The sequence below is a fragment of the Gilvibacter sediminis genome (assembly GCF_028561565.1).
GTDB lineage: Bacteria > Bacteroidota > Bacteroidia > Flavobacteriales > Flavobacteriaceae > Gilvibacter > Gilvibacter sediminis.
The window spans coordinates 577,555-592,623 of the sequence record NZ_JAQQTE010000004.1 but is presented as its reverse complement, the minus strand read 5'-3'; the positions used below and the strand labels follow the sequence as shown (position 1 = coordinate 592,623).

13 protein-coding genes are annotated in these 15,069 nt (G+C 43.7%); 5 read left to right on the top strand and 8 right to left on the bottom strand.

Annotated features, from left to right (window positions below; genetic code table 11):
* Nucleotides 1-27: 27 nt before the first annotated feature.
* Complete coding sequence (locus POW22_RS10000) at nt 28-840, bottom strand: mechanosensitive ion channel family protein (RefSeq protein ID WP_272832529.1); 813 nt, start codon at nt 838-840, stop codon at nt 28-30.
* 121 nt (nt 841-961) lie between these two features.
* Between POW22_RS10000 and gshB the strand changes: the two genes are divergently transcribed.
* The 3 genes from gshB to POW22_RS09985 are packed head-to-tail and all read left to right on the top strand — an operon-like array spanning nt 962 to nt 3,981.
* Nucleotides 962-1,990 (top strand): glutathione synthase, encoded by a 1,029-nt coding sequence (gene gshB, locus POW22_RS09995; RefSeq protein WP_272832528.1) that lies wholly within the window; start codon nt 962-964, stop codon nt 1,988-1,990.
* Nucleotides 1,990-2,820: an N-formylglutamate amidohydrolase gene (locus tag POW22_RS09990; protein ID WP_272832527.1), complete on the top strand. Its 831-nt coding sequence runs from the start codon at nt 1,990-1,992 to the stop codon at nt 2,818-2,820. Before gshB ends, POW22_RS09990 begins: the two co-directional genes overlap by 1 nt.
* A 3-nt stretch (nt 2,821-2,823) precedes the next feature.
* A complete protein-coding gene (locus POW22_RS09985) occupies nt 2,824-3,981 on the top strand; it encodes a peptidase MATCAP family protein (protein WP_272832526.1) in 1,158 nt (385 codons plus the stop codon).
* Between the two features lie 28 nt (nt 3,982-4,009).
* Here POW22_RS09985 and POW22_RS09980 read toward each other — a convergent pair whose 3' ends face one another.
* The 3 genes from POW22_RS09980 to POW22_RS09970 form a co-directional block, all read right to left on the bottom strand.
* Nucleotides 4,010-6,223 (bottom strand): mucoidy inhibitor MuiA family protein, encoded by a 2,214-nt coding sequence (locus POW22_RS09980; RefSeq protein WP_272832524.1) that lies wholly within the window; start codon nt 6,221-6,223, stop codon nt 4,010-4,012.
* 109 nt (nt 6,224-6,332) lie between these two features.
* Entirely contained in the window at nt 6,333-6,740 is a 408-nt protein-coding gene (locus POW22_RS09975) for a thiol-disulfide oxidoreductase DCC family protein (RefSeq protein WP_272832523.1), read from the bottom strand.
* On the bottom strand, nt 6,737-8,908 hold the full coding sequence (locus tag POW22_RS09970; protein WP_419180999.1) for an endonuclease MutS2: 2,172 nt from the start codon (nt 8,906-8,908) through the stop codon (nt 6,737-6,739). Before POW22_RS09970 ends, POW22_RS09975 begins: the two co-directional genes overlap by 4 nt.
* A 52-nt stretch (nt 8,909-8,960) precedes the next feature.
* On the opposite strand from POW22_RS09970, the gene ung reads away from it, so the two are divergent.
* Nucleotides 8,961-9,626, top strand: coding sequence for a uracil-DNA glycosylase (ung, locus tag POW22_RS09965; RefSeq protein WP_272832521.1), 666 nt, complete (start codon nt 8,961-8,963; stop codon nt 9,624-9,626).
* 227 nt (nt 9,627-9,853) lie between these two features.
* On the opposite strand, the gene POW22_RS09960 is transcribed toward ung, so the two are convergent.
* From POW22_RS09960 to POW22_RS09945, 4 genes are read right to left on the bottom strand one after another with little or no spacing between them, the layout of a single operon-like run.
* Nucleotides 9,854-10,729 carry a substrate-binding domain-containing protein gene (locus POW22_RS09960; RefSeq protein WP_272832520.1) on the bottom strand — a complete coding sequence of 292 codons (876 nt, stop codon included), beginning with the start codon at nt 10,727-10,729 and terminating at the stop codon, nt 9,854-9,856.
* A complete protein-coding gene (locus POW22_RS09955; RefSeq protein ID WP_272832519.1) occupies nt 10,726-11,595 on the bottom strand; it encodes a nucleoside phosphorylase in 870 nt (289 codons plus the stop codon). The genes POW22_RS09960 and POW22_RS09955 overlap by 4 nt, the downstream gene beginning before the upstream one ends.
* A 12-nt stretch (nt 11,596-11,607) precedes the next feature.
* Nucleotides 11,608-11,940 carry a translation initiation factor gene (locus POW22_RS09950; RefSeq protein WP_272832518.1) on the bottom strand — a complete coding sequence of 111 codons (333 nt, stop codon included), beginning with the start codon at nt 11,938-11,940 and terminating at the stop codon, nt 11,608-11,610.
* On the bottom strand, nt 11,941-12,891 hold the full coding sequence (locus POW22_RS09945) for an isopenicillin N synthase family dioxygenase (protein WP_272832517.1): 951 nt from the start codon (nt 12,889-12,891) through the stop codon (nt 11,941-11,943).
* A gap of 166 nt (nt 12,892-13,057) precedes the next feature.
* Here POW22_RS09945 and POW22_RS09940 point away from each other — a divergent pair, with 166 nt between their 5' ends.
* Nucleotides 13,058-15,064, top strand: coding sequence for an alpha-ketoacid dehydrogenase subunit alpha/beta (locus POW22_RS09940; protein ID WP_272832593.1), 2,007 nt, complete (start codon nt 13,058-13,060; stop codon nt 15,062-15,064).
* Nucleotides 15,065-15,069 lie beyond the last annotated feature (5 nt).

Genomic DNA, 15,069 nt, shown 5'->3' with positions numbered 1-15,069 from the left:
TTTTAATTTAAACTTCTTTCTAATTGACTATCCCTGCTTTTGGATCTCCACTTGATGTGGGTAAGGGATTTCAATACCGGCTTCGTCTAAGGCAATTTTAATACGTTCTAGTACCTCAAAGTAAACCGTCCAGTAATTGTCGGTGTCACACCAGCACCAGGCATTAAAATTAACAGAACTGTCTGCCAAAGCTCCAACAGTCACCGTAGGAGCTGGATCTTTCAAAACAAGATTAGTTTCTTGCATCACTTTTAAGAGTACTTCTCTGGTCTGCTTAATGTCAGAATCATAAGACACTCCAATAGTGTGTCTTACTTGCAAGGTTCCTTCTGCTGTGTAATTGATGATATTCCCGTTGGAAAGCGCACCGTTAGGAATGATGGCCAAACGGTTGGTAGGTTTCAAGATCTTTGTGGTGAAAATATCGATCTCTTTAACTGAACCTAATTCTCCTTGAGCTTCAATGACATCGCCAATCTTGAAAGGTTTAAAGATCAAGATCATTACTCCACCTGCAAAATTCCCAAGAGATCCTTGCAAAGCCATCCCTACTGCCAAACCAGCGGCAGCAAGCACAGCAGCAAAGGAAGTGGTCTCAATGCCTAGGTTCGCCAAAATGGCCAAAATGAGCAGTAGCTTAAGCATCCAACCCAATAAATTCGCTAAAAAGCGTTGAAGACTTTCCTCATAGTTGGATTTACTCATCGCTTTACGCACCACTTTCAAAGCGCGCTTGATGATCCAAGAACCAACAATCCAAATAACAATGGCCCCAATGACCTTTAGACCGTATTCAGTGACTAAAGTCCCGATCTGATCCATAATTTTTTCAGTATCCATAAAGTATGTTTTGTGTAAATGTACGATTGCCTTTAAAAAATCATAGTGCAGTAATTTAATTTTTATATCATTACGGTGTAAATTGCAGAAAAGTTCGATAAACTTCAATCACCAATCAATTATGAATGTTTGTTTTATCATGTATCCTTGGGAGGATATGGACCCAGAGAACGACACTACTTTGTCGCTCATTCACGAATTTGTTCGCCGCGGTCACGGTACGGCCATAACAACGCCGGCTAATTTGACCATACGCGACAGTGTGGCCTATGCCTTTTGTCGCTGTATCAAGCGACCAGACAAGGTTTCTAAGAATTTAAAATCCTTCCATGCCAAAACGGAGCTCTATGAAGAGATGCTTCCTTTGGCGGGTTTTGATGTGATCATTTTAAGGTCTAATCCACCTTTGGACATGATCATGTTGAATTTCCTGGATTCTGTTAAGGATGATGTCTTTATCATGAACGATCTGGATGGTATCCGCAGAGCTAATAACAAGCTCTACACTGCGGTTTTTGAAGATGAGAACAACGAGATCATCCCACGTACGCACGTGACCAAGAACAAGGAATACCTCAAAAAGATAATCAAGGAAGGTCCGGATAAGATGATCTTGAAGCCTTTGAACGGCTTTGGAGGTTCGGGTGTTATCCTCATCGAGAAGCGCGCCATGCTCAGCATTAACTCGCTTTTAGACTTCTATATTGACAATAATGACGGGACAACGAATTATGTGATCCTGCAAGACTATATAGAGGGTGCTGACCAAGGAGATGTTCGTATACTGCTACTCAATGGACGTCCTATTGGCGCTATGAAACGCGTACCTGGTGAAGAAGATCACCGTTCCAACGTTAGTGCCGGTGGCTCAGTACAAAAACACAGCCTTACCAAACAAGAAAAAGAACTCTGTCGTAGAATTGGCCCAAAACTGGTCAAGGATGGACTTTATTTTGTTGGGATCGATGTGATCAACGGCAAACTGGTTGAAGTGAATGTGATGTCCCCAGGTGGGATTACCTACATCAACAAAGTGTACAAGACTCGCCTTCAAGAAAAGGTGATCGATTTTGTCGAAGATAAGGTCTTAGAACGCGTTAAAGCCTTTGAACGCCGCACCAAGCTGCGCAAACATGTTGATGAAGCCTAATGGAAAGACTCAGCGTAGATCAAATTATTGCCCATATTCAGGCGGAGCGGCCTTTTCATGCCGTAGCTGAGGATTATTCCTTTACCCTTAAGATCGACGATTACGTGCCCTATGTTTGTGGTGCCGTACATGATGGACATCAGTTTAGGGAAGAACTATGGGACAACTGCCTGCACACAGAATACGAGCGTTGGTTTGAGGAAGATCCAGAGACCAAAAATATGGTTATCAGCCACCCCATTGTAATAGCGGGTTGCGATTCGCGTTTTGAATACGATTTGAATCGCGCGCCAGAATCCGCCATCTATGAGGATGCATGGGGGAAGAAGCTTTGGAGATCTCCCTTAGATCCAGTTAAGAAACAGCGGAGTTTAGACAAACACCACAATTTCTATCGCGTGGTCCAAGCCTTGATCGATCAATTGGAGCGCAAGCACAAAAGTGTGATCGTTTATGATATGCACTCTTATAATTGGCGTCGTTGGGATCGGGAAGTGCCAGTGATCAACCTAGGGACAAAGAATATTGATAACGATCGTTTTGGCGCTCATGTGGAATCTTGGCGTCTGAGTTTAAGTGAACTGATTATCCCTGGTGGCATAGAAGCAACTTCTAAGATCAACGATACTTTTGAAGGCAACGGTTACTTCTTAAAATACATTACCCAACATTTTGACAATACTTTAGTACTGGCTACGGAATACAAAAAGATCTATTGTGATGAACTCAAACAGATCATTTATCCCGAGGTAGTACACGCGATCGAAGAACAGATGAGAGACCGCGTAAAGGCCCATGCTACGGCCTTTTACAATGAATTTTCGCGTTAATTTATGATTGATTCCCTAAAAGAGACCCATCCGAAGTTATTTCAAATAGATCAGCAATTGCACAAATTGGTGCGTAAGATTGAACTCTTGAACTATGTCAATCCCATCAATATTGAAGATCAGAAACGACAGTTTTTTGCACATCGCTTTAATCTAGAACCCAACTTTAGATACCGTAAGATCGATTTTGATCCGCATTTGTTGCAGCGAGAGCTCTATTCCATAAAGATCGATGAATTAGAAGATCAGGCCAGTTACAGCTTTTATAAAGAAGTGATTGATGAGTACTCTGCGCTGATTAAATGTATCGAGACCATTGGACAGGGCAAGAAATTCTATTACAATTCCCTCCGTAGCTTTGGAACGCCAAGACAAAGAGATGTTGAAAACGCGCGTTTCATCTTGCATTTTGAAGACGAGGTCTACAACAATGAAATGTTTCCGGTCTACGGGGTAGAAGAGGCGGAGGCCTATTTTAAGGAGTTTACCAAACGCTACGATTTTAAGTTCAAGATCAAGCTGAGCACCAAACTCAGCGCCGCGGCCATGGTGCTTAACAATACGCAGACCTTGGTTTTGAAAAAGAACCATCGTTTCAGTGCCAATCAGCTTAAAGTATTGGCCAATCATGAGATCGGTGTGCATATGGTGACCACCTTTAATGGAATGCGACAACCTGTTCAGCTGTTCTTTAACGGTTTTCCAAACAACGTGGAGACTCAAGAAGGCTTGGCCGTAATGAGCGAGTACATGAGTGATTGCTTGACCTTGTATCGTTTAAAAGAATTGGCCTATCGCGTTTTAGCAGTAGATAGCCTGCTTAAAGGTTATAACTTCTGTGACACTTTTGATCTGCTTTACGCGCAGTACAAACTCAATAAGGATGAAGCCTTCTCCATTGCTTTGCGCGTGCATCGTGGCGGTGGCTACACCAAGGATTATCTCTACTTGACAGGTTTGAAGAAGATCTATGATTTCTATCATCGAGGCGAAGATCTCAATACTTTACTCACCGGTAAGGTGACCTTAGAGAACAAACCGCTCATTGATCTGTGGCTTAAAGAAGGAATCGCCTTGGGGCCTAAGTATGAGAATCACGCTTTTGAAAAGAATGACAATACCAATACCAAGATCGATTTCATCTTACAGAACTTAAAATAAAAAAGGCCCGCTTGGGGCCTTTCTTTCTTTATAAATTGATCATTTCTTCTTTTGGGTGCTTGACTGTAAAGCTAAAGCTCTTTTCTCCCGTAGCTTTTGGAGGTAGTTTTAAGGTCCAACGGATGATTCCCGTCTGCTCGTTGTAATTTCCATCCCCGTAGGCCATATCTTCTACTTTGATCTCTTTGTTCTGCGAGATCGGGATCCGATCTTCAATGATCAACTCCACATCAATAGGCTTGTTATTTTTAACGGTGATCTCATACGCGCGATCCAGCACTCGGTTTCCACCCAAGAAGGACTTGCTTTTAAAATTTTGCTTCTCTTTACGGGCAATGACAATAGCAGTGTCCGGCCCTAGTGAAACTTGAATTCCCTTACTGGCCACGTTTGGATTGATCAGCGTTTTTCCCGCAAAGTTCCCGTCAAAGTAGATATTGGCTTCTCCTTGCAACAGATCATAGGCTTCCCAATTCTTGATCTTAGCGGTTAGGAATACATTTTCATTCAATCCAGGAGCAGCGTAATAACTAAATTCTGCGGCTAGTTCAAATTTGTCCAGATCAATGGCCGTGATCTTAGCGTCAGAATTGATGGTGTGCTTTTTAGGGATCTCAAAGCGCATGGTGGTCAAACCAGCAAATTTCACATTTCCAACTCCGGTCAAGCCTTCCCCAGATTTGGTGGTGATCACCACCACACCATTGCGCCCAGCGGTTCCGTAAAGTGTTGCCGCAGCGTTGCCTTTAAGGATGTTAACGTCAATAATATCCTCAGGTTGTATGTCCAAAAAGCTCGTAGACCCTAGACTTCCAGACAAATTCAAAGTATCTGAACTGTAAGGGATTCCATCAATAACGAACAAGGCTTCATCAGATCCGGTAAGGCTGCTGTAACCTCTAATAACCACACTAGTCGCGCTTCCACTAGCTCCGCTTTGCGCCGTAATATTAACACCAGATGCTTTGCCACTCAATGCGCTGGCAACTCCGTATTGACTGTAACCGTAAAGATCATCAGCCGTAACGGTTGATACGGCATACCCTAAGGCCTTTGCTTCTCTGCGTATCCCTTGAGCAATCACCACTACTTCATCTAAGGCGTTTGGATCTTCTTGCATTTGCAGGTCCATACGCGAAGCGTGAATCGGGTTCACCACAGATTCAAAGCCTATATAACTGTAGATCAAATTGCGCCCGCCTTGAATGTTAAGTGTGTAATTCCCATCAAAATCGGTTTGCGTACCATTGGAGGTGTTCTGTTCAATGATATTCACTCCGGGTAGCGGTAATCCAGAGGCGTCCACAACGGTTCCACTCACTTTACGGATGGTTGGGTTGTACTTCACAGCACTGCTCTGAGCCGGCAAACTGCTGCTAAAGCTTGTTCCGAAGTTTAAGTATTTAGGAGATAAAACGGGTTTTGTATTGTTGGTTGTTGGGTCTCCGGTGGATAGGATAAGGTCGATGTCATTCCAGTCTGAACCGGTTTGCTGATAAACATTGGCTTTGTATAGAATATCCACAGGAGCCGTGGTACTAGTGGCACGAATGTCGTAGGTTGGGTACCAGCCCGCAGTTGCTACGGTATAACTAACACTCAATTCAATAGCTGTTGCTACCGGAGCGTCAATAATGAATTCAATAACCCCGCGCTTTTCGTTCTTTTCGGTTTGCAAGGCGGTCATTTCTTGGTACAGATCCACCTTGATCAGCTTTAGACTGTCTATCTCGTACTGCAAATTCAACAATTCATTATTGACAGTGATGGTACGGTCTCTGTAGTATTGCGTCATTTCTTTAACGCGCTCAATAGAGATATTGCTTTGGTCTCCGTGAATCACTTGATTCTTGCCAAGGATTTTGAGCTCTTCTTTATATCCAGCAACGGTATTATTGATCAATTTAATAGAGCGTTCAATTTGATCTTGTCTGAGCTGAAGCGCTTGATAAGTCTGAGATGGCGCTTTTTTCTCCAGGTAATCTATACGATACAGTATAGAACGCACACTGGCGTTGTTCAGACCGGAGATCTGAATGGAATTCTCGTCAATATCAGGAGCTAGATCCTTTAAAAGTAGGCTGTTTTCTCCACTTTTTAGAAAGACCTTTCCGCTGCGAGTCACGGTGGCCCCTTCGCGATAAACAGTTACGGATTCTATTTTAGTTTCAACCGGATTCTTTTCTGTAGCCCAGCCGGAAAGACTCAATAATACTAGAAGTAAAGGTATAATTCTTCTCATGGCGATATAATTTAGTTTGGTGTAAAACTAGCCTGAGAATTAAGCGACTACAAGAGAGAATGATTGAACAGGGCTTTTGACCAAGCCTGTCTTGCTAGTGGATGAGGGATCAAAGAAATTTGGCCTTCAATTCTGGAGTTGGGATCATACAACTCTCTTTTTTACCATACCATTTGTAGCGGTTGCGAGCAATGAAATCATAGACCCAATTTCTAATGAAGTTTGGGATGATCATAAATCCGTAAAGTAGGGGGTAGCCGCCCTTCATGTATTTTGCAATACGCAGGGCTGCAGAAGACTTGGTGTAAGCTTGGCCTTGATCGATAAGGATGATGGAATCCACTGCGGAAGTATCAATACCGTGTTCGGCTACTAAGGCTTGCCCAATATCACTTTGCAAGGCCGCGAACCTAAAACGGTCTTTCGGGTCGCGTTTGATCACATAGGTCACCGCGCCATTACAGAGGTTACAAACCCCATCAAACAGGATTATTTTATGTCCATCTGCCTGACTCATACTTTCTCCAATTGGGTTACTGATACTTTAGTCGTAAAGATACCGTAATTCACTACAGCAGTATCTTTTTCAATGGAATCCAAGGTTCCAATGGCTTTGCCGTCTATCATACGCACGCGGTCTCCAATCTTTGGCAGCACCTTAGGTTTGGCAGCCTCTTGTTTGGTTTGCTGCGCTTTTTCTTTCTTTTTGCGCTTGCGAATTACTGCCATTTCCTTTTCCACTTCTTCTTTAAGCTGATGCTTTTTAGCCTTTTCTTCCTTTTTCTTGGCAGGAGCCTTGGGTTTTTTAGCAGGCTTGCGCTTGGCGTTCTCCACAGCAACCAACTTCATCACCTCATCAATGAGCTGGCGTTTGCGTTTGTGGTTGGCAAAGGAAGCTGCAATGGCATCGATCTTTTTTCCCAATTGAATCATGCGCTGTTGGCTGTCAAAGAGTTCCTGATAGCGCTCCAGCTTCTGTTGTACTTTCTGCTGAGTTTCTTCCAGCTGACGGGTTTCTTCTTTGGCCTTTTCTGCTTCGGATTTTAAACTGGCTGTAGTTTTACGGATCTCCGAACGCTCTTTTTGCAGATTGGCAATGGTCTTGTCAAAGCGCACCTTTCCTGCGGCGATCTTCTTTTTAGCCCGATTGATGAGTCCATAAGGGATCCCATTCTTTTGAGCGACCTCAAAGGTGTAGGAGCTTCCCGCCTCACCTGTAAATAAGGTGTAAAGCGGCTCCAGCGATTTAGGATCGAACTGCATATTGGCATTCAAAGCATGCGGCAATTCACTGGCCAATAGCTTGAGATTGGTATAGTGAGTGGTGATGATCCCAAAAGCTTCACGCTCATAAAACTCTTCTAAAAAGGTCTCTGCTAATGCGCCTCCTAGTTCTGGATCAGAACCGGTCCCAAACTCATCGATCAAAAATAAGGTCTTGCCGTTGCACTTCTTGAGGAAGTAATTCATTTGTTTGAGTCGGTAGCTGTACGTACTCAAGTGATTGTCAATGGACTGATTGTCTCCAATATCACTCAAAACCCGGTCAAACCAACCAAAACTACTCGTTGGGTCAACAGGAACTAAAATCCCCGATTGCAACATGAGTTGCAACAAGCCCACTGTTTTTAAGGTAATACTCTTTCCACCAGCATTAGGTCCAGAGATCACTATAATGCGGCTGTCGTTTGTAAGGCTCAATGTCTGGGGAATGGTCTTTTCTTTGCGCTTGGCATTGCTCATTAAAAGCAAAGGGTGATAGGCGTCTTTGAGGATGAGTTGTTTCACTCCTGCAATTCGTGGCTTGCAGGCATTGATAGCTGATGCATACTTAGCCTTAGCATAAAGCACGTCAATCTGCGTCAAATAAGACTGACCGTCGCGGAGATCCTCTAAAGATGGGCGGTGCAGATCGGTGAGTTCCTTCAGGATCTTTTTGATCGCCTCAGCTTCTTCATAAAGCAGGTTGCTGAGTTCGTTCTCGTATTCTAAAGTAGCGCGAGGTTCCATATAGACAATACTGCCTGTTTTGGAACTCCCAACAACTACGCCTTTGACCTTTCTGCGGTGCATAGCCTTAACGGCCAATACGCGTTTGCCTTCTACGACACTTTCTCGGATCTCATCCAAGTGGTCACTTTTGATCGCTACTGTGAGCGCGCGATTGAACGAACTACTGATCTGTCCGCGCACGTGCTTAAGACGCTTACGGACCTCAAAAAGCTGTTCTGAAGCATCGTCTTTAATCAAACCATGCCTGTCAATCACCCCGTCAATAGCAGTCTTTAAATGGACGCAAAGTACTACGTCCTCAGCTTGATCGTGCAATTCAACATAGAACTCTCTGTTCTTTTTAAAAAAGCGTTGCAAAGTATCTATAGTTGCGATCTGCGCTGCGATCTTTCTAAAACCTTCCAGTTCTATCTGACTGTTCTCAATATCTAAAAGGTGCAATTCTCTATCTATGCTGTCAAAGCCGTGATTCGGAATGCGGTTGTCTCCATGGAGCGATGCCAAGAATTCTCGCGTCTGTTCTAAGGCCACAAGGGCAGGGGCTTTGCTCTTAAAAGGTTGTAATGCTCCCACAGCTTCCTTTCCGGAAGCGGTGATACAACCCTCAGCAATATGCTCCAGCATTTGCGGAAACTCGAGATCTTCTAATGTCTTTTTAGGTATGGAAACCACCTTGAGATTATATTGTAAATTCGTGTTTTTAAAGGCTATAAAAATACGCATTATGCAGGTAAAAATCGAACCCAGTTGGTCTTCTGTACTCGAAGCTGAATTTGAAAAAGACTATTTCAAGTCTTTGACCGATTTTGTCCGCAGTGAATATCAGCAGCATACTTGCTATCCACCAGGTAAACTAATTTTCAATGCCTTTAATGCTACACCCTTTGATCAGGTCAAAGTGGTGATCATTGGCCAAGACCCTTATCACGGGCCAGGACAAGCAGAGGGCCTGTGTTTTTCTGTTCCTCCAGGAATTGCTATACCACCATCATTAGTCAATATTTACAAGGAACTGCAGTCCGATATTGGCTTCACACCTCCAAATCACGGTAACCTAAAGCATTGGTCAGACCAAGGAGTCTTATTGCTCAATGCAACTTTGACTGTAAGAGCGCACCAAGCGGGTTCTCATCAAAATAAAGGCTGGGAACAATTCACTGATGCTGTTATTCAAAAGTTAAATGAGAAACAAGAAGGGCTTGTTTTTCTACTCTGGGGCGGCTACGCCAAAAAGAAGGGCCGCAAAATTAATCGAGATAAGCATTTGGTTCTGGAAACAGGACATCCTTCACCACTCAGTGTGAACCGAGGCTATTGGTTTGGCAATAAACATTTTAGTAAAACAAACGACTATTTGGAAACCCGGGGAACGGCTCCAATTAACTGGTAATGGCGGTAGTTTGGTTATTCCTCTTCTGGAACTTCCACCTCGCTGCAGTCGTTACAAGAAAACTGTAGTAATAGGAAGTTGGTCAAAAGCAATCCGCCTAATATGATAAAGAAGTAAGTCATCCCTTAATTGTTAATTAGTCACTAATTAGATGCGGGAATTCTCAAAGGGTTGCGCTTAATGCTAAAAAAAGTTTAAAAAAATTCCAAGAAACAAACCTCATGGGTTTAATCGACTGTAAACGTGTAGTTTAGATCGAAAAGAATGTTGTCGGTTTCTATCTTTTCTTCAATGAGATCGAGTTTTAAAAGCTGATCCTGAACCTGAGCGACCTGTTTTGACGTTAAATTCTGTTGACTCCATTGGGTCTGAGACAACCACAGTTGAATGTCTTCTAATTTTTGATCATAACGGTTGGCCAGCATGCGATCTATAGCGGGAATTTGCTTGAATTCATAAGTAGTCGTGTTGATGATCTCCAAAATAGCGCGAACCAATTCCGGTTGATTCTCCAAGAGTTCTTCTCGGACGGCGATCACAAAGCAAGGCCAAGGGGTAGGGCATTCGCCCACAATCCTAAAAAGGCCAGAATCTACATAAGGTTTGGTGGTGAATTTCTCCCACATGAAGTAGTCTCCAATGCCTTGCGGTAGCTTTTCTAACGCCCCATTTAAGTTTTTAACCAATTCAAAATCCAGATCCGTATCTAGGTCCCATCCCTCTTGTTGGGCATGTACATAGGCCATTAGGTGAGAACCTGAACCAAAGCGGCTGATCGCAGCCTTGGTTCCTTTGAGATCGTCAACGGTTTGGTAATCAGAATCCGCAGCCACATGAATTCCCCAACGCAGCGGTGAGGATACAAATACCTGTACAATTTTAGAAGGATTCCCTTTAACAATATCTGCAATAATGCCCTCTGTCAAGATCACGGCCATATCAATAGAGCCGTCTCTCAGCGCTTTACACATCGCCCCAGTTCCTCCAGGAAAATCTTGCCATCGCAGATTAATGCCCTCCGGATGGTACGCCTTTTCACGCAAGGTCAAATACCAAGGCAGGTTAAAATGTTCTGGAACTCCTCCGATCTTTAAATTCGTCATCTTGCTAATTCATTTAGGGCTATGTCTATCAATCGGTCGACAGCTGCGCCAGCATCCTTACTAAATGTTTCCAATTCTCTGTTGGCTAAGATCACATTGAGGGACAATGCTCTATGACCCAATAGCTCTGCCATTGCGTAAATACCGGCAGTTTCCATCTCCAAGTTCAAAATACGTTTGCCTTCAAACTCGAAGGCTTTCATAGCCGAGTTGAGTTCTGGTTGTGCCAATGGAATACGTAAACTCCTTCCCTGAGGCCCATAGAATCCTACATTGGTCACGGTAATTCCAGGTTGGAATCCGGCCTTGATAAAACGATCCATAAGCCCGTTGTCTGCAGCAACGCAGTAAGGATCGGAGAGGGGAGCGCTCCATTTAGAGGCCTCCATAAAAGATTGGCTTAAAGATGTATTAAAACGCCCTTTATGGTCGTAGAAGTACACAAAATTATCAAAGCCAATTGCGTTCGCACTCACAACTAAAGAATCCAAGGGAACGTCTTCTTGCAGTCCTCCACAAGTACCGATCCGCACAATATCCAAAGCGGTGTGCTCCTCTTTAATTTTTCTTGTTTTAAGGTCGATATTGACCAGTGCGTCTAATTCCGTAAGGACAATATCAATATTATCCGTGCCAATCCCTGTAGAAATAACCGTGAGCTCTTTTCCGCGATAGGTGCCGGTATGCGTGACAAATTCGCGCTTGTTGGTTTTAAAACGGATGGAATCAAAATGTGCAGAGACCTTGGCCACACGCTCGGGATCACCAACAGTGATGATCGTAGAAGCGATATCCTCTGGTTTTAAATGCAGGTGGTATACGCTGCCGTCGGGGTTTAGAACCAATTCCGATTCTGGAATATTCATAGCCTAGAAGTATTAACCGCCTACACGTTTTACCTGAAAACCTTGGGCTTTCAAAAATTCCATGATCTTGTCCCGATAATCGCCTTGAATGATGATCTGTTCGTCTTTAATCCCACCGCCAACACTCAGCAATTGCTTGATCTTCTTAGCGAGGAGTTTAAAATCAGAAGCAGCACCGTTATAACCCGCTATGATTGTAGTGGGCTTGCCGCGGCGCTTCTCATATTTACAGAGCAGGGGTTCATCCTGAATCCAAAACTCAGGTTTTGGCTGCTTCTCTTTGTCTTCACTAGGCTCCGGAACGTGATCCGGAAATAAGTTCTTTAATTGGTCTTGAAGATCCATTTACTTCTTAATTAGGCCAATATCTACTAGGCGTTCGTGCAAGAACTCTCCGGCAGTAATGTCATCAAAGGCTTTAGGATGCTGCTCATCCACACATTCTGGCATGCAATCTAAACGCATATCGCTTCTTGGATGCATAAAAAACGGAATGGAATAGCGAGGCTGGTCCCATTGTTCTCTAGGCGGATTCACCACACGGTGAATGGTAGAGCGCAATTTATTGTTGGTGTGGCGTTCTAGCATATCGCCTACATTGATCACCAATTCGTCTTCATTAGGAATGGCATCGATCCATTCTCCATCTTTGCGAAGCACTTGCAATCCTCCGGTAGAAGCTCCCATTAATAAGGTGATCAAATTGATGTCTCCATGCGCACCGGCTCTTACGGCACCATCGGGTTCTTCAGTGATAGGCGGGTAGTGGATCGGTCTTAAAATGCTGTTTCCATTGCTGGCCCAGTGATCAAAATAATGCTCGTCAACACCGATATACAGGGCTAGAGCTCTCAATACATAGATCCCAGTTTTTTCTAACATTCGATAAGCCTCCATGCCCGTTGCATTGAATTCAGGCAGTTCGTCAACCTGTACGTTGGCCGGATACTCTTCAATCAAGTTAGCATCCGCGCTTGGCTCTTGTCCAAAATGCCAAAACTCTTTAAGGTCTCCTTTTTTGCGCCCTTTAGCGTGTTCTTTACCAAAAGAGATATAACCGCGTTGCCCGCCAAGCCCTTCAATCTCGTATTGTTGTTTGGTCTCCAAGGGAAGAGCAAAAAAATTCTTTACTTCTTTGTAGAGTTGATCTACCAATTCGTCCGTAAGAAAATGGTTTTTCAGAGAGACAAAACCGATTTCTTCATAGGCAGATCCAATTTGATCTACGAATCGTTGTTTGCGTTCGGGATCGTCAGATAAAAAGTCAGCCAGATCAACGCTTGGAATATTGTTCATGTCAGTGGATTAATTGCTACTGCAAATATATCAAAATTCCCGCTCATTGGTTAATTAATGGGGCTTTAGCTCGATTTTAAATCAGCAGTCAATACGGTTAAAATAAATGAAAAGCGCTGTGATGCATCGACTTAATTTTTCTACATTTGACCAGAAGAAATCACCTATGAAATCTACTGCGGAGCATAGCATACCTTTTGATTATGCGATCGATGGACTCGACAACGAGACCTTAATATCCTTATACAAGCGCATGTTAAAACCTCGATTGATCGAGGAAAAGATGCTTATCCTGCTGCGTCAAGGGAAGATTTCCAAATGGTTTAGTGGGATAGGACAAGAAGCCATTTCTGTTGGAGTCGCCTCTGTTTTGTCTAAAGAAGAATATATCCTTCCCATGCATCGCAATTTGGGTGTTTTTACTACTCGAGAGATTCCACTACACAGGCTTTTTGCGCAATGGCAGGGAAAGGCAAGCGGGTTTACCAAAGGTCGGGACCGCAGTTTCCATTTTGGTACTCAAGAGTATAAGATCGTTGGGATGATCTCTCACTTAGGGCCGCAATTTGGTGTTGCTGATGGTATTGCTCTTGGGAATCTGCTCAAGGAAAACAAACAGGTTTGTGCTGTGTTTACCGGTGAGGGTGGAACCAGCGAAGGTGATATTCACGAAGCGCTAAACGTAGCCTCTGTCTGGAGCTTGCCGGTTTTATTCTGTATTGAGAATAACGGTTACGGACTTTCTACACCAACTTCTGAGCAATACAATTGTGAGCATCTCGCGGATCGCGGAAAAGGCTACGGCATGGAGTCCCACATTATCGAGGGGAATAATATCCTTGAGGTGTACAAACAGCTCAAATCCATTACGGATGATATGCGTGAAAATCCACGTCCGGTATTGGTAGAATTCAAGACCTTTAGGATGCGTGGGCATGAAGAGGCGAGTGGAACTAAGTATGTCCCTCAAGAATTAATGGACGCTTGGGCTGCCAAAGATCCGGTGGAGAATTTTGCAGCTTTCTTACAGGCTGAAGGTATTTTGACCGAGACCCAGATCGGTACTTTTAAAGATGAAATCGTTCAGGAGATCAATGACAATTTAGATATTGCATTCGCAGAAGAAGCGATTAGCTCTACCGAGAGTAATGAATTAAATGATGTGTTCAAAGCATTTGAATATCAGCATATTGATAAAAATTCAAATGCAGAAGAACTTCGATTTGTAGATGCCATAGCTCAAGGCTTAAAGCAGAGCATGGAACGCCATGATAACCTAGTGATCATGGGGCAAGACATCGCAGAATACGGAGGTGTTTTTAAAATCACTGAAGGCTTTTTAGAGCAGTTCGGTAAAGGACGTGTGCGCAACACGCCCATTTGTGAATCAGCCATAGTCTCTGCCAGTATGGGCTTGGCCATCAATGATCATAAAGCAGTTATGGAGATGCAGTTTGCAGATTTTGTGACCTCAGGCTTTAATCCCATTGTCAATTATCTGGCAAAATCTCACTACCGATGGGCTCAGGCTGCAGATGTTGTAGTGCGTATGCCTTGTGGTGCTGGAGTTGGGGCAGGCCCCTTCCACAGTCAAACCAATGAGGCTTGGTTTACACATACTCCTGGGCTGAAAGTGGTTTATCCTGCTTTTCCTGCCGATGCGAAGGGATTGTTAGCCACCGCCATTGAAGATCCAAATCCGGTGATGTTCTTTGAGCACAAAGCTTTGTACCGCAGTATTCGTCAAGAGGTCCCTACGGATTATTATACGCTTCCTATTGGAAAGGCAGCGCAACTCAATGCAGGAACGGATATCAGTATCATAACCTATGGTGCCGGAGTGCATTGGGCTTTGCATGAAATTCAGCAACGTCCTGATGTTTCTATTGATCTTATTGACTTAAGAACGCTACAACCCTTGGACACGGAAGCCATTTATGAATCCGTAAAACGCACCGGAAAGGTTTTGCTTTTGCAGGAGGATTCTATGTTTGGAGGCATTGCTTCAGATATATCAGCCTTGATTGCTGAACACTGCTTTGAGCATTTGGATGGCCCAATTGTCCGCGTCGCCAGTTTAGAGACACCCATTCCTTTTGCCGGAGCACTAGAAAAGAACTATTTACCCCAACAACGCCTTAACACTGCCATAGATAAGCTTTTGGCATATTAATTAAA